General features: G+C 59.3%; 22 protein-coding genes. 8 read left to right on the top strand and 14 right to left on the bottom strand.

The annotated features are described in order from the left end of the window. Positions 1-40: 40 nt before the first annotated feature. From BW43_RS16825 to mreB, 6 genes are all read right to left on the bottom strand, one after another. Positions 41-3,856, bottom strand: a complete 3,816-nt coding sequence (locus BW43_RS16825) for a YhdP family protein (RefSeq protein ID WP_032886265.1) — start codon at positions 3,854-3,856, stop codon at positions 41-43. Positions 3,857-3,932: 76 nt separating this feature from the next. Then, a complete protein-coding gene (gene rng, locus BW43_RS16830) occupies positions 3,933-5,390 on the bottom strand; it encodes a ribonuclease G (RefSeq protein ID WP_032886264.1) in 1,458 nt (485 codons plus the stop codon). Between the two features lie 70 nt (positions 5,391-5,460). Further along, positions 5,461-6,057 (bottom strand): nucleoside triphosphate pyrophosphatase, encoded by a 597-nt coding sequence (locus tag BW43_RS16835; RefSeq protein ID WP_032886263.1) that lies wholly within the window; start codon positions 6,055-6,057, stop codon positions 5,461-5,463. Positions 6,058-6,108: 51 nt separating this feature from the next. Continuing rightward, positions 6,109-6,597, bottom strand: coding sequence for a rod shape-determining protein MreD (gene mreD / locus BW43_RS16840; RefSeq protein ID WP_032886262.1), 489 nt, complete (start codon positions 6,595-6,597; stop codon positions 6,109-6,111). Continuing rightward, the gene (gene mreC / locus BW43_RS16845) at positions 6,597-7,718 is read right to left on the bottom strand and encodes a rod shape-determining protein MreC (RefSeq protein WP_081797680.1); all 1,122 of its coding nucleotides are present in this window, start codon (positions 7,716-7,718) and stop codon (positions 6,597-6,599) included. Before mreC ends, mreD begins: the two co-directional genes overlap by 1 nt. Positions 7,719-7,856: 138 nt before the next feature. After that, positions 7,857-8,894 (bottom strand): rod shape-determining protein MreB, encoded by a 1,038-nt coding sequence (gene mreB, locus BW43_RS16850; protein WP_002555108.1) that lies wholly within the window; start codon positions 8,892-8,894, stop codon positions 7,857-7,859. Positions 8,895-9,104: 210 nt separating this feature from the next. Here mreB and gatC point away from each other — a divergent pair, with 210 nt between their 5' ends. The 6 genes from gatC (at position 9,105) to BW43_RS16880 (ending at position 14,329) form a co-directional block, all read left to right on the top strand. After that, a complete protein-coding gene (gene gatC, locus BW43_RS16855) occupies positions 9,105-9,392 on the top strand; it encodes an Asp-tRNA(Asn)/Glu-tRNA(Gln) amidotransferase subunit GatC (RefSeq protein ID WP_003188556.1) in 288 nt (95 codons plus the stop codon). Between the two features lie 16 nt (positions 9,393-9,408). Next, entirely contained in the window at positions 9,409-10,860 is a 1,452-nt protein-coding gene (gene gatA, locus BW43_RS16860; protein WP_032886260.1) for an Asp-tRNA(Asn)/Glu-tRNA(Gln) amidotransferase subunit GatA, read from the top strand. 10 nt (positions 10,861-10,870) lie between these two features. After that, positions 10,871-12,316: an Asp-tRNA(Asn)/Glu-tRNA(Gln) amidotransferase subunit GatB gene (gene gatB, locus BW43_RS16865; RefSeq protein WP_032886259.1), complete on the top strand. Its 1,446-nt coding sequence runs from the start codon at positions 10,871-10,873 to the stop codon at positions 12,314-12,316. 159 nt (positions 12,317-12,475) lie between these two features. Next, positions 12,476-12,847 carry a septal ring lytic transglycosylase RlpA family protein gene (locus BW43_RS16870; RefSeq protein WP_032886258.1) on the top strand — a complete coding sequence of 124 codons (372 nt, stop codon included), beginning with the start codon at positions 12,476-12,478 and terminating at the stop codon, positions 12,845-12,847. 58 nt (positions 12,848-12,905) lie between these two features. Further along, positions 12,906-13,952, top strand: coding sequence for a calcium/sodium antiporter (locus tag BW43_RS16875; protein WP_032886257.1), 1,047 nt, complete (start codon positions 12,906-12,908; stop codon positions 13,950-13,952). Next, positions 13,949-14,329: a carboxymuconolactone decarboxylase family protein gene (locus tag BW43_RS16880; protein WP_032886256.1), complete on the top strand. Its 381-nt coding sequence runs from the start codon at positions 13,949-13,951 to the stop codon at positions 14,327-14,329. Before BW43_RS16875 ends, BW43_RS16880 begins: the two co-directional genes overlap by 4 nt. On the opposite strand, the gene BW43_RS16885 is transcribed toward BW43_RS16880, so the two are convergent. The 5 genes from BW43_RS16885 to kdgD all read right to left on the bottom strand — a co-directional run bounded on the left by BW43_RS16885 (position 14,326) and on the right by kdgD (position 20,897). Beyond that, the gene (locus BW43_RS16885; RefSeq protein WP_032886255.1) at positions 14,326-15,267 is read right to left on the bottom strand and encodes an AEC family transporter; all 942 of its coding nucleotides are present in this window, start codon (positions 15,265-15,267) and stop codon (positions 14,326-14,328) included. The two genes, BW43_RS16880 and BW43_RS16885, sit on opposite strands and share 4 nt — an antisense overlap. 191 nt (positions 15,268-15,458) lie before the next feature. After that, positions 15,459-17,012 (bottom strand): galactarate dehydratase, encoded by a 1,554-nt coding sequence (gene garD, locus BW43_RS16890; protein ID WP_032886254.1) that lies wholly within the window; start codon positions 17,010-17,012, stop codon positions 15,459-15,461. An 11-nt stretch (positions 17,013-17,023) separates the two neighbouring features. Continuing rightward, the gene (locus tag BW43_RS16895; RefSeq protein ID WP_032886253.1) at positions 17,024-18,388 is read right to left on the bottom strand and encodes an MFS transporter; all 1,365 of its coding nucleotides are present in this window, start codon (positions 18,386-18,388) and stop codon (positions 17,024-17,026) included. 97 nt (positions 18,389-18,485) lie between these two features. Next, the gene (locus BW43_RS16900; protein ID WP_032886252.1) at positions 18,486-19,931 is read right to left on the bottom strand and encodes an aldehyde dehydrogenase family protein; all 1,446 of its coding nucleotides are present in this window, start codon (positions 19,929-19,931) and stop codon (positions 18,486-18,488) included. 54 nt (positions 19,932-19,985) lie between these two features. Next, complete coding sequence (gene kdgD, locus BW43_RS16905; RefSeq protein WP_032886251.1) at positions 19,986-20,897, bottom strand: 5-dehydro-4-deoxyglucarate dehydratase; 912 nt, start codon at positions 20,895-20,897, stop codon at positions 19,986-19,988. Between the two features lie 234 nt (positions 20,898-21,131). Between kdgD and BW43_RS16910 the strand changes: the two genes are divergently transcribed. Next, positions 21,132-22,286, top strand: coding sequence for a hypothetical protein (locus BW43_RS16910; protein WP_032886250.1), 1,155 nt, complete (start codon positions 21,132-21,134; stop codon positions 22,284-22,286). Positions 22,287-22,562: 276 nt separating this feature from the next. After that, positions 22,563-22,805, top strand: a complete 243-nt coding sequence (locus BW43_RS16915; RefSeq protein ID WP_032886249.1) for a hypothetical protein — start codon at positions 22,563-22,565, stop codon at positions 22,803-22,805. An 80-nt stretch (positions 22,806-22,885) separates the two neighbouring features. Here the strand turns inward: BW43_RS16915 and BW43_RS16920 are convergent, their stop codons facing one another. From BW43_RS16920 to BW43_RS16930, 3 genes are all read right to left on the bottom strand, one after another. Next, entirely contained in the window at positions 22,886-23,632 is a 747-nt protein-coding gene (locus BW43_RS16920) for a FadR/GntR family transcriptional regulator (RefSeq protein ID WP_032886248.1), read from the bottom strand. Positions 23,633-23,789: 157 nt separating this feature from the next. Next, a complete protein-coding gene (locus BW43_RS16925; protein WP_032886247.1) occupies positions 23,790-24,209 on the bottom strand; it encodes a ClpXP protease specificity-enhancing factor in 420 nt (139 codons plus the stop codon). Positions 24,210-24,226: 17 nt separating this feature from the next. After that, on the bottom strand, positions 24,227-24,844 hold the full coding sequence (locus BW43_RS16930) for a glutathione S-transferase N-terminal domain-containing protein (protein WP_032886246.1): 618 nt from the start codon (positions 24,842-24,844) through the stop codon (positions 24,227-24,229). Positions 24,845-24,924 lie beyond the last annotated feature (80 nt).

Genomic DNA, 24,924 nt, shown 5'->3' with positions numbered 1-24,924 from the left:
TGCACCAAAAAAAGAGAGCCCCATGCTACTCCGCAGGCCCTCAGTTTGGTTTTTCAAATGGCTTGTCGAAGGTGATTTTTGGATCCTTCCACGGTCCTTCCACCTTGTATTGGACGCTGGCAAAACGCGAAACCCGATCACCAATCAGCTTGTCGATCAGGAACAAAGCCCCACCAATGGCAGGTGCACCGACGATCAGTGCAGCGATCGGCAGGTTGTTGGTCACAGGCAACGTCACCAACAACTTGGCATCGACGCGGTCAGCTACCAAGTCCAAGGTACCGTTCAGTTCCAAGTTGCTCGACGGCCCGGTCATAGTGATCGGCTCCCGCGTGACGAACACACCGTTGCTCGCCGCCAACAGGCCTTTGACTCGGTCATAGCTCAAGCCTTTGCCGAGCAGGTCGGAGAAATCCAGCCGCAGGCGTCGCCCGATGGAGTTGAAGTTGAGCAGACCGAACACCCGCAGCGCCTGGGCGCCACCTTCTACTTCAACAAACTGACCTTTTCGGAACGCTGCATCCAGGCTACCGGAGAAGCGCTTTGGCCCGACCCATGCCGGCGAACCAGGCCAACGCCCATCCACATCCAGATGGAAGTCTTCGCTGGTTACAGTGGGTGCATAGCCCCAGCCCTTGAGTACATCGGCGATATTTTTACCGTCCAGGCGGCCTTTGTACCAACTGCTGCTGCCCCCTGGAGCGCCTTCCCATCCGCCAGCGCCTTTGAGCTGCATGCCCTTCAGACCCAGGTCCAGATCGCTGAAAGCCAAGCCTTTAGTAGTTGGACGGATTTTTAGCGACCACGCGCCCAGCAGCTCTGGCCCCTGGAACAGTTGCGCAATGGCGATATCCAGAGCCGGAATATCCTTTGGGTCGATGCTGCCCAACGGGTCGGGGGCGTTTTCATCGGCCTGCACCGTCGGGTCCACCGCCGGTAGTTTTACGTATTGCAGGTTGACCCCAATCGGCGCGACCTTACTATCAGGCAAGGTCACACTGCCCTTGGCCTGCTGACTGTCGAACTGCAAGCCCCAGGCAACGGGTTTTCGGTCCAACTGCAGATTGACCTGATCGAACTGAGTACCTAAACCGGTGAGCTTGCCTATCTTGAAGTCGGCACCGCTTAGCAGTTGCTTGGCACTGCCACCCGGATCGTTGCCGGCATACTGGCTCACCAGTTTTTTCCACGGATCGATGTCGAGCTCCGAAAGCACTCCACGAATGCGCAAGCCCTTGGCAGCGGGCAGCACTGCATCGCCATCGCCGAGGAACAACTCGCCACGGCCATCATTGAATTTGTCCGGCGGCGCAGCAAAGGTAAAGTTGGCCAGCTCACCGTAATCAAACCAGTAGCGTCGTTCGGCGCCCTGCAAGGTCATGCGGAATACGCTGTCACGCCCCTGGCTCGCTGGCATGCCGAACGGTGCAGGCAAGTCCACCGCAACACCCTTGAGATTGGAGCTGACCATCAACTGGCTGTCGGCACCGTCCAGGTTGAGCTGCAACTGATACGGAATATCACCGGAAACCGGCAACGGCTGGCTGATTTTCAACCACTCTGTCAGCCGCTTGACCGTCACCTGGCCCCTGGCGGTTACACGGGTGCTGATATTGCCCGGTTTGCCATCGGCAAAGATTTGCGCGGAGATCGGCCGGTCAAACGCCTGGGCCGTGATGTTCTCGCCACTGAGGCCCTTGGCGCTGTCGAAGCGGAAATTGCCCTTGAGTTGAGTCAGGTCCAGGGGTGGTTCAGCCAGTTGCAGGCGTGCCTTGTCGGTCTGGAAATCCACTACGATCTTGGGCTCGATGCCTTTAACAAGCGGAACATCCAGGTCCAACTTGCCTTGCAGGTCGCCTTCGCCTTTCCAGCCGGCAAAGGTGGAAGCGGTACCAATCGGCGCTTCTTGAAGGATCTTCAGCCCATCCCCCAGGCCGCCGGCAAAACCACCTGTCAGCAGCAGGTGACTTTCCTTGCCGGACGGTGCGTGGGGAATATTGACGTACACGTCCTTGACCTTGGTATCCAACAACTGGCCCTTGCTGGCCAGGATGCGCACACCAGTCTCTTCGACAAACACCTCACCCTTGACCTTGCTCACATGAGGCCAGCCCGGCTGGAACGCTAACTCGGCGTCATGCACCTTGAAGAACAGGCTGATATTGCGCGAAGCCGGCAACGCGTCGTGATTCAACGAACCCTGATACTGGAAAAAACCTTGATCCACCGCCCCCTTGAGAATCGCCGTGCGCAGCCATTCATCAAGGGCTGGGCTCAGCACCGCAGGCAGGTACTTTGGAGTGAAACGCCCATCGCCGTCGACCATACCGACCCGCAGGTCCATGTAGTCTTCCTGGCTATGGTCGAAATGCAGGCGGATCAGGAAGTCCGCAGCGATCTTGCCTTCTTCTCCCAGCACCTTGATATACGGGGCGATGAGGGTGAAGCCTTCTTTATCCAGCTTCCAGGTCAGGCGCGCATTGGCCTGAAGATATTGCCAGGGCTTGGCGAAGATCGGATCGAGGTGCAGGGAAAAATCCTTGCTGTCCATGCGCAACTCGCCACCGCCCAAGTCGCCGCTGATACTGCCAGACACGTTTCGCGCGGCCGGTGCTCCGAAATAGGCGTCAAACCCGACCCGCTCAAGGTTGGCAGCAAAACTGACTTTTTGATCGGTCGTATCCTGAGGACGGAAATCCACCAGCACGTTGCGCAACAGGCCGATGGCCTTCAGATGCTCGACGGTCTTGGCGAAGCCTTCCGGCAGCGGCGCCAGAGCGTTCAGCAATGGCGTGATAGGGGTCAGGTCGAGGCGGTCAGCCTGCAGCTTCCAGACTTCCTGGTCCTTATCGGTGGCCAGAGTCTGTTGCAATTGCAGGCGCGACTCCCAGCGAGTTTCACCCAGGTTCATCGCCAGGGAATCAAACAGCACCTTAAGTCCCGTATCACTGCGTTGCAGGTAAGCCGTGAGGGCCAGGTTTTCGATGAGCACTGGCTTGCGTTCTGCGTAGCGGCCTTTCACTTGTGGAGAGTTGAGGCGCACCACCGCGCTCTGCACAGTACCTTTGCCCCAGTTCAGCCAGAATTCACCGCCGGCTTTGAACTGCGTGAGTGTCCACTGCTGAGTCAGCTTGGCCGGAATCCACTTGGCCCAGTCGCTTTGCGGCAGGCTGAGATAGGCCTGAACCTCGGCATCCTTCCATTGGCTGGCGCGAATGCGGCTGCGCAGGCTGAGCGCCATAGGCTGCCCGTCTGGCAGGGTCAGGCGTGCGTCCAGACGTTGACGGGTGATGCCGGTGTGCAGACTCAGCCCCACGTAGGTCAACGTGACCGGTGCCTGATCGAACGGTTGCAAAGTGAGCTGACTGTCGAGCAAGGACACGCGCTTTACCATCTGCATGCGCTTGAGCAATTGCTCCGGATCCAGCGGCTGCTCGTCCTGAACCGGCATGCCCTGAAGCGCCCAATGACCGTCCTTGTCTTCCTTGGCGCTCAGTTGCAGGCCGCTGACCTGCAAGTGCGCCAGGCGCACCTCACGTGCCATCAGGCTGTCCCAGATAGCCGGCACCACTTCGACCTGGTCAAGACGCAAGGCATTGCTGCCCTCGCCGACCATCACGTCATGGGCCAGCAACACCGGGGCAAAACCGCTCCAGCGCCCTTCCAGGCTGCCGATGTGCAGCGGCACGCCCAACGCCGCCTGGGCCTTGGCTTCGACTTCGGCACGGTATTCGGCTACCAGGGGGGTCAATTCACGACCCAAGCTCACATACACCGCCGCCAAAACCAGCAGCAAGGCGCACAGACCCAGGCCCCAGCGGGTCAAAGCGGCAAAAAAGCGTATCAGACGCTCCATGTCAGGCGACCCTCAAGGCAGTAGGCGGACGGCAGATCAAGGTCTGCCGGTCTCGAAGAAAGAACGCGAATGGGGATCAGAGCAGCACCACGTCGTATTGTTCCTGGGAATACATGGTTTCAACCTGGAAACGAATCGTGCGCCCAATAAATCCTTCCAGCTCGGCAACGTTGCCGGACTCTTCGTCCAGCAGCCGGTCGACCACTTTCTGATTGGCAAGCACTCTATAACCTTCGGCCTGATAGGCCCGCGCCTCTCGTAAGATTTCCCGGAAAATCTCGTAGCAAACCGTTTCGGGGGTCTTTAACTTACCCCGTCCCTGGCAACTGCTGCACGGTTCGCATAGCACCTGCTCAAGGCTTTCACGGGTGCGCTTGCGCGTCATCTGCACGAGGCCCAGCTCGGTAATACCGATGATATTGGTCTTGGCGTGATCGCGCTCGAGCTGCTTCTCCAGGGTGCGCAGCACCTGACGCTGGTGGTCTTCATCTTCCATGTCGATAAAGTCGATGATGATGATGCCGCCCAGGTTGCGCAGGCGCAGTTGGCGCGCAATCGCAGTAGCGGCCTCAAGGTTGGTCTTGAAGATGGTCTCTTCGAGATTGCGATGGCCAACGAAAGCGCCAGTGTTGACATCAATGGTGGTCATAGCTTCCGCCGGGTCCACCACGAGATAGCCCCCGGACTTGAGCGGCACCTTGCGCTCCAGGGCCTTTTGGATTTCGTCTTCGACGCCATACAGGTCGAAGATCGGCCGCTCGCCAGGGTAGTGTTCCAAGCGGTCAGCAATTTCCGGCATCAACTCGGCAACAAATTGCGTGGTTCGCTGGAAGGTTTCCCGCGAGTCGATACGAATTTTCTCGATCTTGGGGCTGACCAGGTCGCGCAACGTGCGCAGCGCCAGGCCCAGGTCTTCATAGATGACGCTTGGCGCACCGATGGTTTTGATCTGTGCGCCGATCTGATCCCACAGACGCCGCAGGTAGCGGATGTCCATTAGGATTTCATCAGCACCCGCGCCTTCAGCGGCAGTACGCAGAATAAAACCGCCCGCCTCTTTGATGCCTTCGGCGGCCACACAGTCGCTGACCACCTTTTTCAGGCGCTCGCGCTCAGCCTCATCTTCGATCTTCAGCGAAATGCCGACGTGGGCAGTACGCGGCATGTACACCAGGTAACGCGACGGAATCGACAGCTGGGTGGTCAGGCGTGCGCCCTTGGAACCGATGGGGTCCTTGGTGACTTGCACCACCAGGCTCTGCCCTTCATGTACCAGGGCGCTGATGCTTTCTACCGCTGGCCCTTCGCGCAGGGAAATTTCCGACGCGTGGATAAACGCAGCGCGGTCCAGGCCTATGTCGACAAAAGCCGCCTGCATGCCCGGCAACACCCGCACTACTTTGCCTTTATAGATATTGCCCACGATCCCGCGTTTCTGGGTGCGCTCAACGTGCACTTCTTGCAGAACACCGTTCTCTACCACCGCCACGCGCGATTCCATCGGCGTGATATTGATCAGAATCTCTTCACTCATGGCTGGGTCTCGTTCAGGCGTTTTCACAATAGTGACCGATCGCTTAAGGCTGGGCGCTGATGCAAGGCGTTTAGCGCACGGTAAGGTTTTGCCAACAGGGTATGCCGAATTGGTCGAGCAGTTGCGCGGTTTCGCACACCGGCAGCCCTACTACGGCGGAATAACTGCCATTGAGGCCCGCGACAAACACCGAGCCAAGCCCTTGAATAGCATAGCCGCCCGCCTTGTCCTGGGGTTCGCCACTGTGCCAGTAGGCTGTCGCTTGTTCGACAGTGATCCCACAAAAACGTACACGACTGCTTACACATTGGGTTTCGCAGCGCTGGCCATCGGTGAGCGCGATGGCGGTGAGCACCTCATGCTCACGTCCAGACAAGGCCATCAACATCGCCAGGGCATCGGCCTGGTCTACCGGCTTACCGAGGATCTGACCGTCCACGATCACTGCCGTGTCGGCACCCAGCACACAAGCACCCAATGGATGATCAAGCGCAGCAAATCCGGCCAACGCCTTGCCGCGCGCAAGACGCTCGACGTAGGCAACAGCTGATTCATTGGTAAGAGGAGTTTCATCGATAGCGGCGCTGACCACGGTGAAAGGCACACCGATCTGGGTCAGCAATTCACGCCGTCTTGGGGAGCCCGAGGCCAGATAAAGCGAATTCATTGCAGACTCTCCCTGTGGGGTTCGATAACCAGGCAGAGCCTCGCAATCCATTCAGTTGATTTTATAGCGTCGACGTAACCCACGCAGACCGAAACTGATCCAGGGCCACAACAGAGCACTGACCAAAGCTGGCAAAACCAGCGCCAGGGTCGGCTGACGGTTACCGGTCAAGGCACTGAGCCACAGTTGTACCAACTGCGCCAGACCGAAGATCACCAAAATCACCAGGCACTGCTGCCACATCGGGAACATGCGCAAACGCTGCTGCAACGACAGCACCAGAAAGGTGATGAGGGTCAGGATCAACGCGTTCTGGCCCAGCAAGGTGCCATATAGCACATCTTCCGCCAAGCCCAGGAACATGGCTGTGACCATGCCCACTTTATGCGGCAGGTTCAGTGACCAGAAGGCCAGCAGCAATGCCAGCCAGAGCGGTCGCAAGATTTCCATGAATTGCGGCAGCGGTGAAACGCTGAGCAGCAGTCCAATGGCGAACGTCAACCAAACGATCCAGCCATTGCTCGAATGAGTACTGGCCATTATTCCTCCCTCTGCCGCGTGGTAGCCGCAGCTGCGGCTGGAGGCTTCGTAGCGGGCGTCGTGGTGGCAGGCGTGCTGACCGGCGGTTTCGCTGCGGCCGGTTTCACCGGATGCGCGTTATGGGCCGCGGGCTTGACCGGCGTGGCCACGGGCGCTGCAACTGCTGGAGTTGCCGCCGGAACAACGGGAGTCGCCGCTGCGGGCTTGGGTACGGTCGCGGGAATCACCGGCGCCGTGCCGTTTTTCTTGTCTTCCGCTTCCTGGGCCTGGGCGGCGTCGTTGGCGCGCTCTTCCGGGGTGCGGTTATCGCTGAACACCAGCAGCAGGTAGCGGCTGCGGTTCAAGGCGGCAGTGGGCACGGCGCGTACAATGGCGAAGGGCTGACCGGAATCGTGGATCACTTCCTTAACTGTCGCTACCGGGTAACCCGCGGGGAACCGCTGACCCAGACCGGAGCTGACCAACAGGTCGCCTTCCTTGATGTCGGCGGTGTCGGCGACGTGACGCAGTTCCAGGCGCTCGGGGTTGCCGGTGCCGCTGGCAATCGCGCGCAAGCCGTTACGGTTCACTTGCACCGGAATGCTGTGGGTCGTGTCCGTCAGCAGCAGAACCCGCGATGTGTAGGGCATCAGCTCTACTACTTGCCCCATGAGGCCACGGGCATCCAGTACCGGCTGCCCGAGGACCACACCGTCGCGCTCACCCTTGTTGATGATGATGCGGTGAGTAAAGGGATTCGGGTCCATGCCGATCAACTCGGCCACTTCGACCTTCTCGTTGACCAGTGCCGAAGAATTGAGCAGCTCGCGCAGCCGAACGTTCTGCTCCGTGAGGGCCGCGAGCTTTTGCATGCGCCCCTGCAAAAGCAGGTTTTCAGTCTTGAGTTTTTCGTTTTCGGCGACGAGCTCGGTGCGGCTGCCAAATTGGCTGGACACGCCCTGGAACAGACGTTGCGGCAGGTCGGTGATCCAGTAAGTCTGCATCAACACCAGCGACATCTGGCTACGCACCGGCTTGAGCAGTGAGAAGCGGGCATCGACCACCATCAGCGCGACCGAAAGCACGACCAGCACCAATAAGCGCACGCCCAATGAGGGGCCTTTGGCGAAAAGCGGTTTAATAAGCCGCTCCTCCCAGGCAAATGTTCTCTTTATTCATACGGCATCTAACCGGCCTGGATGCAGATTGAAGAAGATAAACGCCGACAGGCAGCACTGAGAAGTGCTGCCTGCGGGCGAAACATGGCGCAACCAACGAGCTTATTCGCTGGAAAGCAGGTCCATGGTGTGTTTATCCATCATTTCCAGTGCACGACCACCGCCACGCGCAACGCAGGTCAGCGGGTCTTCGGCGACGATCACCGGCAGGCCGGTTTCCTGGGCCAGCAACTTGTCGAGGTCACGCAACAGGGCGCCACCACCGGTCAGCACCAGGCCTCGCTCGGCGATATCGGAAGCCAGCTCCGGCGGCGATTGCTCCAGGGCGCTCTTCACAGCCTGAACGATGGTGGCCAGGGACTCTTGCAGAGCTTCCAGCACTTCATTGGAGTTCAGGGTGAAAGCACGTGGAACGCCTTCGGCCAGGTTGCGACCGCGAACATCGACTTCGCGAACTTCGCCGCCCGGGTAAGCGGTACCGATTTCCTGCTTGATGCGCTCGGCGGTGGATTCGCCGATCAGGCTGCCGTAGTTACGACGAACGTAAGTGATGATCGCTTCGTCGAAACGGTCGCCGCCTACGCGTACGGATTCGGCATACACCACACCGTTCAGGGAAATCAGGGCGATCTCGGTAGTACCACCACCGATATCCACCACCATCGAACCGCGAGCTTCTTCAACCGGCAGGCCGGCACCGATCGCAGCAGCCATTGGCTCTTCGATCAGGAATACTTCGCGGGCACCGGCGCCAAGGGCCGATTCACGGATGGCACGACGCTCAACCTGGGTGGACTTGCATGGAACGCAGATCAGCACACGAGGGCTAGGCTGCAGGAAACTGTTTTCGTGAACCTTGTTGATGAAGTACTGCAGCATCTTCTCGCAGACACTGAAGTCGGCGATCACGCCGTCTTTCATCGGACGAATGGCAGCAATATTGCCTGGTGTACGGCCGAGCATGCGCTTGGCCTCGGTGCCAACGGCAACGACACTTTTCTGATTACCATGGGTCCGAATGGCCACAACCGATGGCTCATTCAGAACGATACCGCGCTCGCGCACGTAAATAAGGGTGTTGGCAGTGCCCAGGTCAATGGAAAGATCGCTGGAAAACATGCCACGCAGTTTCTTGAACATGGGGAAAGGACCCTAGGCAACGCGTGGGTAAAAAAGTGCGGCAAACTCTAACAACGACAGGGATTTTGGGCAAGGCGCCAATGTGCTAAATTGGCCGACTTTCTGTGCACCAACCCCCACAATCGCGGCCTTATGACCGTAGAAATGCGGTAGTGTTCCGACAATCTAACACACGGACAGCCTCCGTTCTGTTTTCCACAGGAGATTCCCATGGCGCTTGAACGCTCCGACGTGGAAAAAATCGCGCATCTGGCCTCGCTTGGCCTCAATGACGCCGATCTTCCACAGACCACCGCAGCCCTGAACAGCATTCTCGGGCTGGTTGACCAAATGCAGGCCGTAAACACCGACGGCATCGAGCCCCTGGCTCACCCGCTGGAAGCGAGCCAGCGCCTGCGCGCAGACGTCGTGACCGAGCGCAATAATCGCGAGGCCTACCAGTCCATCGCGCCAGCGGTCGAAAACGGCCTGTACCTGGTTCCGAAAGTCATCGACTAAAGGGAAAGAGCCTGCAATGCATCACATGACTCTGGCCGAGATCGCCCGCGGTCTCGCCGACAAAACGTTTTCTTCCGAAGAGCTGACCAAGACCTTGCTGGCGCGTATCGCCGAGCTCGATCCCAAGGTCAACAGCTTCATCAGCATCACCGAAGAGCTGGCCCTGAGCCAGGCCAAGGCCGCCGACGTACGTCGCGCCAACGGTGAAAATGGCGCGCTGCTGGGCGCACCTATCGCCCACAAAGACCTGTTCTGCACCCAGGGTATTCGCACCAGTTGCGGCTCGAAGATGCTCGACAACTTTAAAGCGCCTTACGACGCCACCGTGGTATCCAAGCTGGCCGCTGCTGGGGCCGTGACCCTGGGCAAAACCAACATGGACGAATTCGCCATGGGTTCGGCCAACGAGTCGAGCTACTACGGCGCGGTGAAAAACCCGTGGAACCTGGAACACGTGCCGGGCGGTTCGTCCGGTGGTTCCGCCGCCGCCGTTGCCGCGCGCCTCCTCCCGGCCGCCACGGCCACTGACACCGGCGGCTCCATTCGCCAACCAGCCGCCTTCACCAACCTCACCGGTTTGAAGCCGACTTACGGTCGCGTTTCCCGTTGGGGCATGATCGCCTACGCATCCAGCCTCGATCAGGGCGGCCCTCTGGCCCGCACCGCCGAAGACTGCGCGATTTTGTTACAAGGCATGGCTGGCTTTGATCCGCAGGACTCCACAAGCATCGATGAGCCAGTCCCGGACTACAGCAGCAGCCTGAATACCTCGCTCAAAGGCCTGCGCATCGGCGTGCCGAAGGAGTACTTCAGCGCCGGTCTCGACCCGCGTATCGCCGAATTGGTGCACAACAGCGTCAAGACGCTGGAAGGCCTGGGCGCCGTGATCAAGGAAATCAGCCTGCCGAACAACCAGCACGCCATTCCTGCGTACTACGTGATCGCGCCGGCGGAAGCTTCGTCCAACCTGTCGCGTTTCGACGGCGTGCGCTTCGGCTACCGCTGCGAAAACCCGAAGGACCTGACCGACCTGTACAAACGCTCCCGTGGCGAAGGTTTCGGCGCCGAAGTTCAACGCCGCATTATGGTCGGTGCCTACGCCCTGTCGGCCGGCTACTACGACGCGTACTACCTCAAGGCGCAAAAAATCCGTCGCCTGATCAAGAACGACTTCATGGCTGCCTTTGAAGAAGTCGACGTGATCCTCGGCCCAACCACGCCGAACCCGGCCTGGAAGATCGGCGCCAAGACCGGCGACCCGATTGCCGAGTACCTGGAAGACCTCTACACCATCACCGCCAACCTCGCGGGCTTGCCGGGCTTGTCCATGCCCGCCGGCTTCGTCGATGGCCTGCCGGTGGGCGTGCAACTGCTCGCGCCGTACTTCCAAGAAGGCCGCCTGCTCAATGTGGCGCACCAGTACCAGTTGAACACCGACTGGCACACTCGCACCCCTAACGGCTTCTGAGGAGAACACTATGCAATGGGAAGTTGTGATCGGGCTGGAGATTCATACCCAGCTCGCCACCCAATCGAAGATTTTCTCCGGTAGCGCCACCACGTTCGGCTCCGAGCCCAACACCCAGGCGAGCCTGGTAGACCTGGGCATGCCCGGCGTATTGCCGGTGCTGAACCAGGAAGCGGTACGCATGGCGGTGATGTTCGGCCTGGCGATTGACGCCGAGATCGGTCAGCACAACGTGTTCGCGCGCAAAAACTACTTCTACCCGGACCTGCCCAAGGGCTACCAGATCAGCCAGATGGAACTGCCAATTGTCGGCAAGGGCTACCTGGACATCCCGCTGGAAGACGGCACCATCAAGCGTGTCGGCGTGACCCGTGCGCACCTTGAAGAAGACGCCGGCAAGAGCCTGCATGAAGAATTCAACGGCGCCACCGGGATCGACCTGAACCGCGCCGGCACTCCGCTACTGGAGATCGTGTCCGAGCCGGACATGCGCAGCGCCAAGGAAGCCGTGGCCTACGTCAAGACCATCCACGCGCTGGTCCGCTACCTGGGCATCTGCGACGGCAACATGGCAGAAGGCTCACTGCGCTGTGACTGCAACGTGTCGGTGCGGCCAAAAGGCCAGGCCGAGTACGGCACCCGCTGCGAGATCAAGAACGTCAACTCGTTCCGCTTCATCGAGAAGGCGATCAACACCGAAGTACGTCGCCAGATCGAACTGATCGAAGACGGCGGCAAGGTGATCCAGCAGACCCGCCTGTACGACCCGAACAAAGACGAAACCCGCGCCATGCGCAGCAAAGAGGAAGCCAACGACTACCGTTACTTCCCCGATCCGGACCTGTTGCCGGTGGTGCTTGAGGATTCGTTCCTCAATGACATCCGCGCAACCCTGCCGGAGTTGCCTCCGCAAAAACGCGAGCGCTTCCAGGAGCAGTTCGGCCTGTCGGTCTACGATGCCAGCGTATTGGCGTCCAGCCGCGAGCAAGCCGACTACTTCGAAAAAGTCGTGAGCATTGCCGGTGACGCCAAGCTGGCGGCCAACTGGGTGATGGTTGAGCTGGGCAGCCTGCTGAACAAGCAGGGCCTGGAAATCGACGAAGCCCCGGTGACCGCCGAGCAGTTGGGCGGCATGCTGCTGCGCATCAAGGACAACACCATCTCCGGCAAAATCGCCAAGACCGTGTTTGAAGCCATGGCGAGCGGTGAAGGCAGCGCCGACGAGATCATCGAGAAGCGCGGTCTGAAGCAAGTCACCGACAGCGGCGCAATCTCGGCGGTGCTGGATGAGATGCTGGCGGCCAACGCCGAACAGGTCGAGCAATACCGAGCGGCAGACGAAGCCAAGCGCGGCAAGATGTTCGGCTTCTTTGTCGGCCAGGCCATGAAAGCCTCCAAAGGCAAGGCCAACCCGCAACAGGTGAACGAACTGCTGAAAAGCAAGCTCGAAGGCTGAATGCGATGAATGGTCCGGGTGAGAATTCACGCTTAACTCGGACCCGCGGTGGGAGGGGGCTTGCCCCCGATGGCGGAGTGTCAGTCATTACTGTTTTGACTGAATCACCGCTATCGGCGACGAGCCCCCTCCCATATTTGTGATGGGGGCACCTTGATAATGAAGCGTCTATTAGGCCTATGCGCCCTGTTTTCACTACTGGCCGGCTGCGCCAGCGGCCTCATCAACCCCAACGGCTACGACGAAACCGGCACCGCCTCCTATTACGGAGCCCGGCACCATGGCAAGAAAACAGCCAGCGGTGAACCTTTCAACCAGAACGCCCTGACCGCCGCCCACCGGCAATTGCCCTTCGGCACCCAGGTCAAGGTCACTAATCTCGACAACGACAAATCCGTCGTTGTGCGCATCAATGATCGCGGCCCGCATACCCGCGGGCGCTTGATTGATCTTTCACGCAAGGCTGCCGAGCAACTGGGTATGCTGAGCAGCGGCACTGCACGGGTTCGCGTGCAAGCCCTGAGCAACTGAAGACGGAGCCCTGGCCATTTTCGGATTAACCGCCCTCTCGCCCTGGAGCCTGCTCGAACTGATCAGCGGGCTTGTGCTGCTGATCATCGGCGCCGAAATCCTGGTGCGCGCCGCGGTGCGCCTGGCGGCCAGCCTCAAAGTGCGACCGTTAATCATCGGCCTGACGATCGTGGCCTTCGGCAGCAGCGCGCCACAGATGACCGTCAGCCTGCAGGCCACCCTGGCCGGCAATACCGACATCGCCGTGGGCAGCGTAATCGGCAGCAGCATCTTCAACATCCTGGTGACCCTTGGCCTGTCGGCGCTGATCATCCCCTTGCGAGTCTCGCGTCAGTTGGTACGCCTGGATATACCGGTAATGATCCTCGCCGGCCTGCTGGTGTTTACCCTTGCAGCCAATGAAGAACTGACGCCGCTCGATGGTCTTCTGCTGCTGATTGCGTTGATGGCCTACCTTGGCGTGCTGCACTACCAGACCCGACACTCGCGGCGTCCACGCACGCTGGATACCGTGACCCAGGCGCCCTGGCTGAGCAGCGTATTGCTGATGCTCGGCGGTTTTCTGATCCTGGTGCTAGCCGGCCACCTGCTGCTCGGTGCGGCGGTGGACGTGGCCAGCGACCTGGGTTTGTCGGAACGCATCATCGGCCTGACGCTTATCGGCGTCGGTACCTCGCTGCCGTGCCTCGCGACCTCACTGATTGCCGCCCTGCGCGGCCAGCGAGAAATTGCCGTGGGCAACGTGATCGGCAGCAACCTGTTCAACCTGCTGGGCGTGTTGGGTCTAACCGCGCTGCTGGCGCCATCGCCACTGTCGGTGTCGCCCAACGCCCTGGATTTCGACCTGCCGGTGATGCTCGGCGTGGTGGTGCTGTGCCTGCCGGTGTTTTATACCGGCTACCGCGTCACCCGCGCCGAAGGTCTGGTATTGCTGGGCCTGTACCTGGCGTATGGGCTGCACGTGATGTCGTTTACCACCGGCATGCCCCTGGCCAACAAGCTTGAACAATTGATGCTGTATTACGTCCTGCCAGCGCTGGTGGTGATCCTGATATTCACCTCGCTGCGCGCCTGGCGCCGCCAACACAAGAGGGAATCGAAATGACCGATCAGAAAAAGCCCGGGGTTGAGATGCGTCGCCAGGTCATGGGCGATGTATTCGTCGACCGCGCCCTGGGCAACGCCACCGACTTCACCCAGCCGCTGCAGGATTTCGTCAATGAACATGCGTGGGGCAGTGTGTGGAACCGCGAAGGTTTGCCGCTGAAGACGCGCAGCCTGATCACCCTCGCCGCCCTCACCGCGCTCAAGTGCCCGCAGGAGCTCAAAGGCCATGTGCGTGGCGCGTTGAACAACGGCTGTACTGTGGAGGAAATTCGCGAAGCGCTGCTGCATTGCGCGGTGTATGCCGGTGTACCGGCTGCGATTGATGCGTTCCGCGCGGCCCAGGAAGTGATCGACAGCTACCAGAAGGAAGGCTAGATCCAGCCACCCGCCTGCAATACGAAAATCCCAATATTCGTGGTCACTGCCGCCATCAGCGTAGTGATCACGATAATCGCCGCCGCCAGCTCATGATTCCCCTCGGCCGCCCTGGCCATCACGAAACTTGCAGCGGCCGTCGGCGCGCCGAAGTACAGGAACAGAATCCCCAACTCCGGACCGCGAAAGCCCAGCAGCCACGCGCCCAAGGTCGCGACAACCGGCAGCCAGACCATCTTCATCAAGCTCGCGCTTAGCGCCATATTGCCGCTCTTGCGCAACGCCGCCAGTGACAAAGTGCCGCCAATGCAAATCAAGGCCAGCGGCAAGGTGGTATCCGCCAGGTACTGCATGGATTTTTCCAGCCAGCCCGGCAGGCCAATCTGAAAAAACGCGAACGGCGCCGCCACGATGACGCTGATGATCAGCGGGTTGGCCACCACACTTTTACAGATACTCCACGGGTCGGACTTGATCACCGGGCTGTACACCGCCAGCACGATGGTCGACAGGGTGTTGTAGAACAGGATGACCAGCGCCGCGAGAATCGCGCCGAGGGAAATGCCGTAGTCGCCGTACATGCTGGCGGCCAGGGCCAGGCCGATCACCCCGTTATTGCCGCGAAACGCGCCCTGGGTGTAGATGCCCCGGTCTTCACGCTTGCAGCGAAAAATCGCCCAACCCCAAGCCAGGGCAAAGCTCGCCAGCGTGGCGACGGCAAAATAGATCAGCAAACCCGGTTTGAGCGCCGAGTGCAGGTCGGCATGCAGAATGCCCAGGAACAGCAACGCCGGCATGGTGACGTTGAACACCAGGGACGAAGCCGTGTGGATAAAGTTGTCGTTGATCCAGTTGATGCGCTTGAGCAGCACACCCAGGAACAGCATGGCAAATACCGGCGCGGTAATGGTGAGGGTGGTGAGAAAGATAGCCAGCATGCCGGGGAGAACCTTGGTGAGCGTCGTTAGGTGGCTAATGATAAGCCATACAGCCCAACGGCGCCCGGTAGACCGCTATCGGAGGCAAGTCGAATCGTCGCACCGCCCCTCCTACACTAGACCGCATTCCTACAGGATAAATGCGGTCAAACTGTGGGAGGGGCCTCGCCCCCGATGCAGGCGACTCGGTCTCAGGTAATCGGCGCCGGGTTAAACAACGTGATGTCGTTATGCAGCTTGTGATGCTCCGCCCAGGTCTTTTTCTTACCGCTGGCCACATCCAGATAGAAGTGGAACAACTCCCAACCCAGCTCCTCGATACTCGCACGCCCGGTAGCGATGCGCCCGGCGTCGATATCGATGAGGTCCGGCCAGCGCTGCGCCAGCTCCGTACGGGTCGACACCTTCACCACCGGCGCCATTGCCAGCCCGTACGGCGTGCCACGCCCGGTGGTAAACACATGCAGGTTCATCCCCGCCGCCAATTGCAGCGTACCGCAGACAAAGTCGCTGGCCGGCGTCGCACAAAAAATCAGGCCCTTGCTCTTGAAGCGCTCACCCGGACCCAGCACGCCGTTGATCGCGCTGCTGCCGGACTTGACGATGGAACCCAGGGACTTCTCGACAATATTCGACAACCCGCCCTTCTTGTTGCCCGGCGTGGTATTGGCGCTGCGATCTGCTTCGCCTTTGGCCAAGTAACGGTCGTACCAGTCCATTTCCCTGACCAACTCCTCGGCAACTTCCTTTGTTTGCGCACGAGAAGTCAGCAGGTAGATGGCATCGCGGACTTCGGTCACTTCGGAAAACATAACCGTCGCCCCAGCCCGCAACAACAAGTCAGAGGCGTAACCCAGCGCGGGGTTGGCGGTGATGCCGGAAAACGCATCACTGCCGCCGCACTGCATACCCAGGATCAGTTCGGATGCCGGCACGGTTTCCCGGCGGCGCTGGTCGAGCTTCTTCAGGCGGACTTCGGCCAAGTCCATGATCTGCTCGATCATCTCGGTAAAGCCGTGGCTGGAATCCTGCAACCGATACAGCCACGGCTCGCTCAGGTCGACCGAGCTGTCGTTGTCGTGCATCACCTGCCCGGCCTGCAATTTCTCGCACCCCAGGCTGATCACCAGGGCTTCGCCGCCCAGGTTCGGGTTGCGCGCCAGGTTGCGTACGGTACGGATCGGGATGTACGCATCTGTCGCCGTGATCGCCACCCCGCAGCCGTAGCTGTGGGTCAGCGCCACTACGTCATCGACGTGTGGGTACTTGGGCAGCAATTCGTCCTTGATGCGCTTGACCGCATGGTCCAGCACCCCGGTCACACACTGCACCGTGGTGGTGATGCCAAGGATGTTACGCGTGCCCACAGTACCGTCGGCGTTGCGATAGCCCTCGAAGGTAAACCCCTCCAGCGGTGCCTGGGTTTCGGGTACCTCGGTGGACAGCGGCAAGCTGTCCAACGGTGGCGCGGTCGGCATGCGCAGTTGATCTTCCTGGACCCAACTGCCGCGCGGAATCGGCGCCAGGGCGTAACCGATGGTCTGGCCGTAGCGAATAATCTGACCGCCTTCGGGGATGTCTTCCAGGGTCACTTTGTGGCTCTGGGGGATGAAATCCACGGTCACCAGGCCGTCCGGAAACTCGGTACCGGCCGGTACGCCCTGGTCATTGACCACGATCACTACGTTGTCGCGCTCGTGCAAACGAATGGAACGCGGCGAGTCGGCATGTTCAATCAACTGCATCACGGGGCCCCTCAGGAATGCGCTTCGGTTAGGTTGGTCAACTCTGGCCCCTTGGTTGGCGGCTCTTTGAGTACTACACGTTTGATCGGACCGACGATGACCAGATAGCTGAACACCGCCACCAGCGCGTTGGCGCCGACGAACACCAGGGCCCATTTAAAGGAACCGGTGGTGCTGATGATGTAGCCGATCACGATAGGCGTGGTGATAGAAGCCAGGTTACCGAAGGTGTTGAACAAGCCACCACTGAGACCGGCGATTTGTTTCGGCGAGGTGTCGGACACCACCGCCCAACCCAGTGCGCCAACGCCTTTGCCAAAGAAGGCCAAGGCCATGAAGCCCACCACCATCCATTCAACGTCAACGTAGTTACACGCGATGATGCTACTGGAGACCAGCAAGCCCGCAATGATCGGCGCCTTGCGGGCGAACGTCAGCGAATGGCCTTTGCGCAGCAGGTAGTCGGAAATGACCCCACCCAACACGCCACCGATAAACCCGCAGATCGCCGGCAACGAGGCGATGAAACCGGCCTTGAGGATGGTCATGCCACGGTCCTGCACCAGGTACACCGGGAACCAGGTCAGGAAGAAGTAAGTGATGCCATTGATGCAGTACTGTCCCAGGTACACGCCTAACATCATGCGGTTGGTCAGCAACTGGCGGATGTAATCCCACTTCGGCCCGTCGGTTTTCTTACCCTTGCCTTTGTCCTGATCCATATCGACCATCGCGCCATTGGCAGCGATGTGGTTGAGCTCAGCTTCGTTGATCATCGGGTGCTGGCGCGGGCTGTGGATCACTTTCAGCCAGATCAGCGAGAACACGATGCCGATCACGCCCATCACGATAAACACGTGCTGCCAGCCAAAGCGGTAGACGATCCAGCCCATCAGCGGCGCGAACAACACCGTGGCGAAGTACTGCGCCGAGTTGAAGATCGCCGAGGCCGTACCGCGCTCGGCGGTGGGGAACCAGGCCGCCACAATCCGAGCGTTACCCGGGAAGGAAGGCGCTTCGGCCAGGCCCACCATAAAGCGCAGCATGAACAGCGCAACAACCGCGGTGGATACACCGAACTCACCGACATAGCCTTGCAGCACGGTGAACAGTGACCAGGTGAAGATGCTCAGGGCGTAGACTTTTTTCGAGCCGAATCGGTCCAGCAGCCAGCCACCGGGAATTTGCCCGGCCACGTAGGCCCAACCGAATGCAGAGAAGATATAACCGAGGGTGACCGCGTCGATGCCGAGGTCTTTCTGCAGGCTGGAGCCCGCGATGGCGATGGTGGCCCGGTCGGCGTAGTTGATCGTGGTCACCAGGAACAGCATGAGCAGGATCAAATAGCGGACGTGAGTCGGCTTGGTCGCTTGCATGTAGAAGTACTCCCACTAATTATTTTTTTTGCGGGTAATAGTTTTGTGTTTTTAGCGTGGGAGCCGGCAGGCGTCCGGCCCCCACTGGATCAGCGTCTTACGAGCCGATGTAGCTGGTTTTCACCACTGTGTAGAACTCTTGTGCATAGCGACCTTGCTCCCGCGAGCCATAGGACGAGCCTTTCCGGCCACCGAACGGAACGTGGTAATCCACGCCTGCCGTGGGCAGGTTGACCATCACCATCCCAGCCTGGGAGTGGCGCTTGAAGTGGTTGGCGTATTTCAACGATGTGGTCGCAATGCCCGCCGACAAACCGAATTCGGTGTCGTTGGCCATGGCCAGTGCTGCCTCGTAGTCCGCCACACGCACAACGTTTGCCACTGGACCGAAAATTTCTTCACGGCTGATGCGCATGGCGGCTTCGCTGTCGGCAAACAGCGTCGGCGCCAAGTAGTAACCCTCGGTGTCACACGTCACCAGGCCGCCACCGCTGACCAGCCGCGCGCCTTCGCTTTGGCCGATGTCGATGTATTTCAGGTCCTGATCCAACTGAGCCTGGGAAACCACCGGACCGATGTCGGTACCGCTTTTCAACGCGTGGCCAACCTTGATCGACTTCATGCGCTCAGCCATGGCCGCGACGAACTGGTCGTGAATACCAGCGGTGACGATCAAACGGCTGGACGCGGTGCAACGCTGGCCAGTGGAGTAGAACGCGCTCTGTACCGACAGCTCGACAGCTTGCTTGAGGTCGGCGTCGTCGAGAATGATCTGCGGATTCTTGCCGCCCATTTCCAACTGCACTTTGGCCTGGCGCGACACGCAGCTGACGGCGATCTGACGGCCCACACCGACGGAGCCGGTGAAGCTGATGCCGTCGACTTTCGGACTGTTGACCAGCACGTCGCCTACCACGCGGCCGCTGCCCATCACCAGATTGAACACACCGGCAGGGAAACCGGCGCGGGAGATAATTTCTGCGAGGGCCCAGGCGCAGCCCGGTACCAGTTCGGCCGGCTTGATGACTACGCAGTTGCCGTAAGCAAGCGCCGGGGCGATCTTCCATGCAGGAATGGCGATCGGGAAGTTCCACGGCGTGATCAGGCCGACCACACCGAGCGCTTCACGGGTGACTTCAACGTTGACACCCGGGCGTACCGACGGCACGTAGTCGCCGGACAAACGCAGGCACTCACCGGCGAAGAACTTGAAAATGTTACCGGCGCGGGTCACTTCGCCGATGGCTTCAGGCAAGGTCTTGCCCTCTTCCCGGGCCAGCAGGGTGCCGAGCTCTTCACGGCGCGCGAGGATTTCGCTGCCAACTTTATCCAACGCATCATGACGCGCCTGGATACCGGACGTGGACCACGCCGGAAATGCTGCGCGGGCGGCGTCGATGGCAGCGTTGACTTGAGTGACGTCAGCCTTGGCGTATTCACCAATGACATCAGACAACTCCGAGGGATTGAGGTTGGTGCAGTAGTCGGCGCCGGTTACCCATTGGCCGTTGATGTAGTTTTCGTAACGTTGGACTTGGGACACGAATCTTCTCCTGACGCAAAAGGCCGCTGATTACTCAGCGGCCTTGTGAATGGGTTATTGCGGACCTTGCTTGTCGATCAGCGCGGCCAGGGCTTCGTATTCTTCCGGCAGCAAGTCGGTCAGCGGCGTACGCACTGGGCCTGCGTCATAGCCAGCGATTTTTGCGCCTGCCTTGACGATACTCACGGCATAGCCGGACTTGCGGTTACGGATGTCCAGGTAAGGCAGGAAGAAGTCGTCGATGATCTTGGCGACGGTGGCGTGATCATCCTTGGCAATAGCGTGATAGAAGTCCATCGCGGTTTTCGGGATGAAGTTGAACACCGCCGAGGAGTACACCGGCACGCCCAGAGCCTTGTAGGCAGCGGCGTAAACCTCTGCAGTCGGCAGGCCGCCGAGGTAGCTGAAACGATCGCCCAGACGACGGCGGATCGACACCATCAACTCGATATCGCCCAGGCCATCCTTGTAGCCGATCAGGTTCGGGCAGCGCTCGGCCAAACGCTCCAGCAACGGAGCGGTCAGGCGGCACACGTTACGGTTGTAGACCACCACACCGATTTTCACCGATTTGCACACCGCTTCAACGTGGGCTGCAACGCCGTCCTGACTGGCTTCGGTGAGGTAGTGCGGCAGCAACAACAGACCTTTGGCGCCCAGGCGTTCAGCCTCTTGGGCATATTCGATGGCTTGGCGTGTCGAACCGCCAACACCGGCGAGGATCGGCACGCTGGTGGCGCAAGTATCAACAGCGGTCTTTACCACTTGGGAATATTCGCTGGCCGCCAGGGAGAAAAACTCACCCGTGCCGCCTGCGGCGAACAATGCGGTGGCGCCGTAAGGGGCCAGCCATTCAAGACGCTTGATATAGCCCGCTTGGTGGAAGTCACCCTGGGCGTTGAAATCGGTCACCGGGAAAGACAGCAGACCGTGGGAGAGGATGGACTTCAGCTCTTGTGGATTCATTATTCGAACACCCTGGGTAAAGACTTTCTGTCGAAAGATTGTTGTTGGTTTTGGTGATGTCGTACGTCATCGTACAACTATAAAAAGATTCGTCAACTGCAATTCATCGGCCTTCGGTTTAAACGGTGTTGATACAAGCGTTCTTGACGTAGGAAATTTATCCTCTATGCTCGTCAATGCTGTATATACATACAGCAATCAAGGAAGATTCCTACGACATAGCAAGGAGCTAACATGTCAGGTCTTGATCTCGTAGCACCCGAAAAAACTCAACCGATCCTGCGATTCGAAGGTGGCGAACACACCGCCATCGGCGACGACACACTGTTGCGCTTCAATACGAACGCCCCGGCGATTCCCGCCCGGCAAGTCGAACTGCACCTACCCAATGGGCTGGCACTGACCTACGGCCAAGTGATTGCCCTGGGCGGTGACTTTTATGGCATTCCTGGCAAGCCGATCAGCGATGGCGCCTCCTCTGCCGAGCGCGTGCAACGCTTCACCGCCGCCTTTAACTCGCTGGCAGTGTTGCCGGCCTCACGGGATGAAGCAGGAAAGATTCTCGCGGTGATGCAAAAGGAAATCAGCGCGGTCAATCAAGCCATCAAAGATGGCAAACAACCCCATGAAGCCTATGACGCGCTGGGTGATACGTTGTCCGAGGAATGGAACCGAATCACCGGGGGCGGCAGTACGGTATCGGCGCTGGTTCCGCTGGGCCGTTACCTGAAACTGGCGGCGGACAACGCCGATCACTTCGGCGAATGGGCGCTATCGGCCTACCTGGCGGGGCATACGGCAGCGTTGCAACAGGCCGTGATAGCGCATCAAACCGGTACCGATCAGGCACTGGAACTGGCGTATGCCATGAACAGTTTTGCTGACCACTTCTTGACCGATCTGTTTTCCGCCGGCCACTTGCGGGTGCCACGCAAGCAACTGGCGGCGGTGGTCACGCCGGGAGAGTTGGGCTCGCTGATCAGTCGCTTCATGCACGATGAAGACAGCAAATTCGGGCTGAAGGTGCGCAATGCCATGGGTGATGAGTGGCACGCCTATGGAGATAAGCGCTATTTCGATACCGTTGACGCAAACAATCGAGCACAGGTCAAACGCGCCGTTCAGGCATCCGCAGACGAGATCTTTGAGACCTTCATCAGTGGTATCGCGCCCTCCCCGGCCAACTTCAAGGCTCCACTGTATGTGCCGGATTTGAACGCAGCACAGAACCCGGCAAATAACTTTTCGCCATTGTTCAAGATGGAGGGTGACAAAGTGCTGCGCCGCAAGGACGTGAATGACCTGAACGACAAGCATTGGACCAATGATTGGTGGGGGTGGAGTACGTATTTGTTGCTTAAGGACTACAAGCCGAGTCCTCAGACCTAGACAGTACCGCTTGTCGATACTGTGATTTCTAACAGTTATGCACAGTTCATACACGAGGGATAACAAACCTCAGGGGCTAAGGCATTAGCTCCTGAGGCGATTCGCTGTAGCTCTCCTGATACCTGAAGTCGCCGCATCAGGACGTCGCCATGCCCCATTACGAATATGCCGACAACGGAACTGACACCACGAACATCAAGAGGTCGTAACGTGGCGCAGGTTCCAGTCCGTGCTTGATTCTGCTTCTAGAACTCACACTGAGAAGAGAGGTGCTTCATGAAAACCACTGATGAAATTTTCGGCCTACTGGCATCCGGTTTCGAAGCCAGTCGGGATGAAAAAGATCAAGACTTTGATCCCGATAGGCCTTTGGCTGAGCTGATCGCTGACAAGAAAGAAAGGCTTCGGGTGATCAACTCGTCAATGACGGAGCTTCATTTACAACTGCCTGACGACGTGGCCGAGAAACCAACACTGGACGAATTGGCTGCCTATATCCAATCAAGGCAACAGTCATAGAAAAACGCTGAATGGCACATCGTCACGCTAGACACCCTGATCACCAAGCCGCCCAGTGATACCAACCAGCGGCGGTTTGATCAGCCTGCCCTTTCAGCCTCTTCATGGGCATGGCGCAGCCGTTCACGGCTGTTAGTCAGGTGCAAACGCATCGCCGCCCGCGCCGCATCTGAGTCCTGGCGGGCAATCGCCTCGTAAATCTCTTCGTGCTCACGGCTCAGGCGCCCCATGTAATGCTGTTGATCATCATGGGCCAGGCGCGCCGAATTCAAGCGGGTACGTGGAATGATGCTGGTGCCCAGGTGCGTCATGATGTCGGTGAAGTAACGGTTGCCGGTGGAGAGTGCGATTTCCAGGTGAAATGCGAAGTCTGAGGCGACGGCATCGCCGGCGTGCGCGGCGCTTTCATTCAACGCATCGAGTGCTGCACGCATCGCAGCCAACTGCTCTTCGCTACGACGCAGGGCCGCCAGGCCGGCAGACTCCACTTCCAGGCTGATACGCAACTCCAGAATCGCCAACACATCGCGCAGGGTCACGACCGTGGCGGGATCAATCCGGAAACCGCTGGGGCTCGGCGTGTCCAGCACGAAAGTGCCGATACCATGACGGGTTTCCACCTGCCCCGCCGCCTGCAAACGTGAGATGGCTTCGCGCACTACGGTGCGACTGACGCCATGGGCTTCCATGATCGCGGACTCCGTGGGCAGCTTGTCGCCCCGTTTGAGTTCACCGTCACGGATCTGCTCAGACAGCACCGTGACCAATTCCTGGGCAAGGCTGCGGCGCTTGCGGGGAAGACGAGGGGCGGTGCTGGCGTTTTCCATGTGGAATCATCTATCTCGGTTGAGTAAAGAGGCATCATAGCCCATGGCGGTTGTACGATCACCGTTCAGTCGCGACTTTCACTTATATCCTTCACGCAAAAAAATGCCCCGACACAAATCGAGGCATTTTTCAGGCACACCCGAAGGCAAACGCCGATTACTTCACCACTTTCAGGCTAGGCCGGCCGCTAGGACGCGGTGGCTCGGCATCTGGTGGTGGCAGATCATCACCTTCTTCGCTTTCGATCGATTCGTCGTCCTCGAAAGGTGACTCCAGATCAAACACCATGCCCTGACCATTTTCCCGAGCATAAATCCCAAGAATGGCGCCAATCGGCACGTAGAGCGTGTGCGGTACACCGCCAAAACGCCCTTCGAAACTGACCGCCTCATTGTCCATGTGCAGGTGGCGCACGGCACTCGGCGATACATTGAGCACAATCTGCCCGTCACTGGCAAAACCCTGCGGTACCTGAACCGCAGGAAATTCGGAATTGACCAGCATGTGCGGGGTGCAATCGTTATCCACAATCCACTCGTAGAGCGCGCGGACCAGGTAAGGTCGACTGGAGTTCATCAACGGCTCCTTAAGCCTTAGCGCATATCGCGTTCGACACCAGACAGACTTGCCTGGAAAGCCTCACGCGCAAACTGGCGCTCCATGTAATCAAGCAGCGGCTTGGCCGGCCGCGGCAGTTCAATACCGAGAATCGGCAAACGCCAGAGTATCGGTAATAGGCAGCAATCCACCAAACTTTGTTCCTCGCTGAGGAAAAAAGGTTTATCGGCGAACAACGGCGAAACGCCGGTCAGGCTCTCGCGCAATTCCTTACGCGCCACGACACGGGCCGCCTCTTTGCTGCGCGAATCCAGAATCACATCCACCAGCCCACACCAGTCGCGCTGGATCCGATGGATCAGCAGGCGACTGTTGGCACGCGCCACCGGATATACCGGCAGCAAAGGCGGATGAGGATAACGCTCATCCAGGTATTCCATCACCACGGTCGACTCCCACAACGCCAGGTCACGATCGACCAGGGTGGGCAAGCTGCCGTAAGGGTTCACTTCGATCAGTTTTGGCGGATGACGGCCCGCCTCCACACTGATGATCTCGGCGCTGACACCCTTCTCTGCGAGCACGATACGTACTCGGTGGGAATAGTGGTCGGCGGGGTCGGAGTAACAGGCCAACCGATTGGTCACGCCCATGGCGGTCCTCCTCGCTTGTTGAAATTATCGGAAGCTCAAAAACGAGCGCGCCCAGAGAGCATCTCTGTAACGGCGGGTTA

Source organism: Pseudomonas sp. RIT357 (assembly GCF_000632245.1).
In the GTDB taxonomy this organism is placed as follows: Bacteria; Pseudomonadota; Gammaproteobacteria; order Pseudomonadales; family Pseudomonadaceae; genus Aquipseudomonas; species Aquipseudomonas sivasensis.
This window is presented reverse-complemented; position numbering and strand designations above follow the sequence as displayed.

Bases quoted from the DNA above. Each gene is read 5' to 3' on its own strand.
- BW43_RS16825 (WP_032886265.1), bottom strand. From the start codon at position 3,856: ATGGAGCGTCTGATACGCTTTTTTGCCGCTTTGACCCGCTGGGGCCTG.
- gatB (WP_032886259.1), top strand. From the start codon at position 10,871: ATGCAATGGGAAGTTGTGATCGGGCTGGAGATTCATACCCAGCTCGCC.
- mreD (WP_032886262.1), bottom strand. From the start codon at position 6,597: ATGGCCAGTACTCATTCGAGCAATGGCTGGATCGTTTGGTTGACGTTC.
- gatC (WP_003188556.1), top strand. From the start codon at position 9,105: ATGGCGCTTGAACGCTCCGACGTGGAAAAAATCGCGCATCTGGCCTCG.
- mreB (WP_002555108.1), bottom strand. From the start codon at position 8,894: ATGTTCAAGAAACTGCGTGGCATGTTTTCCAGCGATCTTTCCATTGAC.
- BW43_RS16915 (WP_032886249.1), top strand. From the start codon at position 22,563: ATGAAAACCACTGATGAAATTTTCGGCCTACTGGCATCCGGTTTCGAA.
- BW43_RS16880 (WP_032886256.1), top strand. From the start codon at position 13,949: ATGACCGATCAGAAAAAGCCCGGGGTTGAGATGCGTCGCCAGGTCATG.
- gatA (WP_032886260.1), top strand. From the start codon at position 9,409: ATGCATCACATGACTCTGGCCGAGATCGCCCGCGGTCTCGCCGACAAA.
- BW43_RS16920 (WP_032886248.1), bottom strand. From the start codon at position 23,632: ATGGAAAACGCCAGCACCGCCCCTCGTCTTCCCCGCAAGCGCCGCAGC.
- BW43_RS16895 (WP_032886253.1), bottom strand. From the start codon at position 18,388: ATGCAAGCGACCAAGCCGACTCACGTCCGCTATTTGATCCTGCTCATG.
- garD (WP_032886254.1), bottom strand. From the start codon at position 17,012: ATGCAGTTGATTGAACATGCCGACTCGCCGCGTTCCATTCGTTTGCAC.
- kdgD (WP_032886251.1), bottom strand. From the start codon at position 20,897: ATGAATCCACAAGAGCTGAAGTCCATCCTCTCCCACGGTCTGCTGTCT.
- rng (WP_032886264.1), bottom strand. From the start codon at position 5,390: ATGAGTGAAGAGATTCTGATCAATATCACGCCGATGGAATCGCGCGTG.
- BW43_RS16870 (WP_032886258.1), top strand. From the start codon at position 12,476: ATGAAGCGTCTATTAGGCCTATGCGCCCTGTTTTCACTACTGGCCGGC.
- BW43_RS16930 (WP_032886246.1), bottom strand. From the start codon at position 24,844: ATGGGCGTGACCAATCGGTTGGCCTGTTACTCCGACCCCGCCGACCAC.
- BW43_RS16885 (WP_032886255.1), bottom strand. From the start codon at position 15,267: ATGCTGGCTATCTTTCTCACCACCCTCACCATTACCGCGCCGGTATTT.
- BW43_RS16835 (WP_032886263.1), bottom strand. From the start codon at position 6,057: ATGAATTCGCTTTATCTGGCCTCGGGCTCCCCAAGACGGCGTGAATTG.
- BW43_RS16925 (WP_032886247.1), bottom strand. From the start codon at position 24,209: ATGAACTCCAGTCGACCTTACCTGGTCCGCGCGCTCTACGAGTGGATT.
- BW43_RS16910 (WP_032886250.1), top strand. From the start codon at position 21,132: ATGTCAGGTCTTGATCTCGTAGCACCCGAAAAAACTCAACCGATCCTG.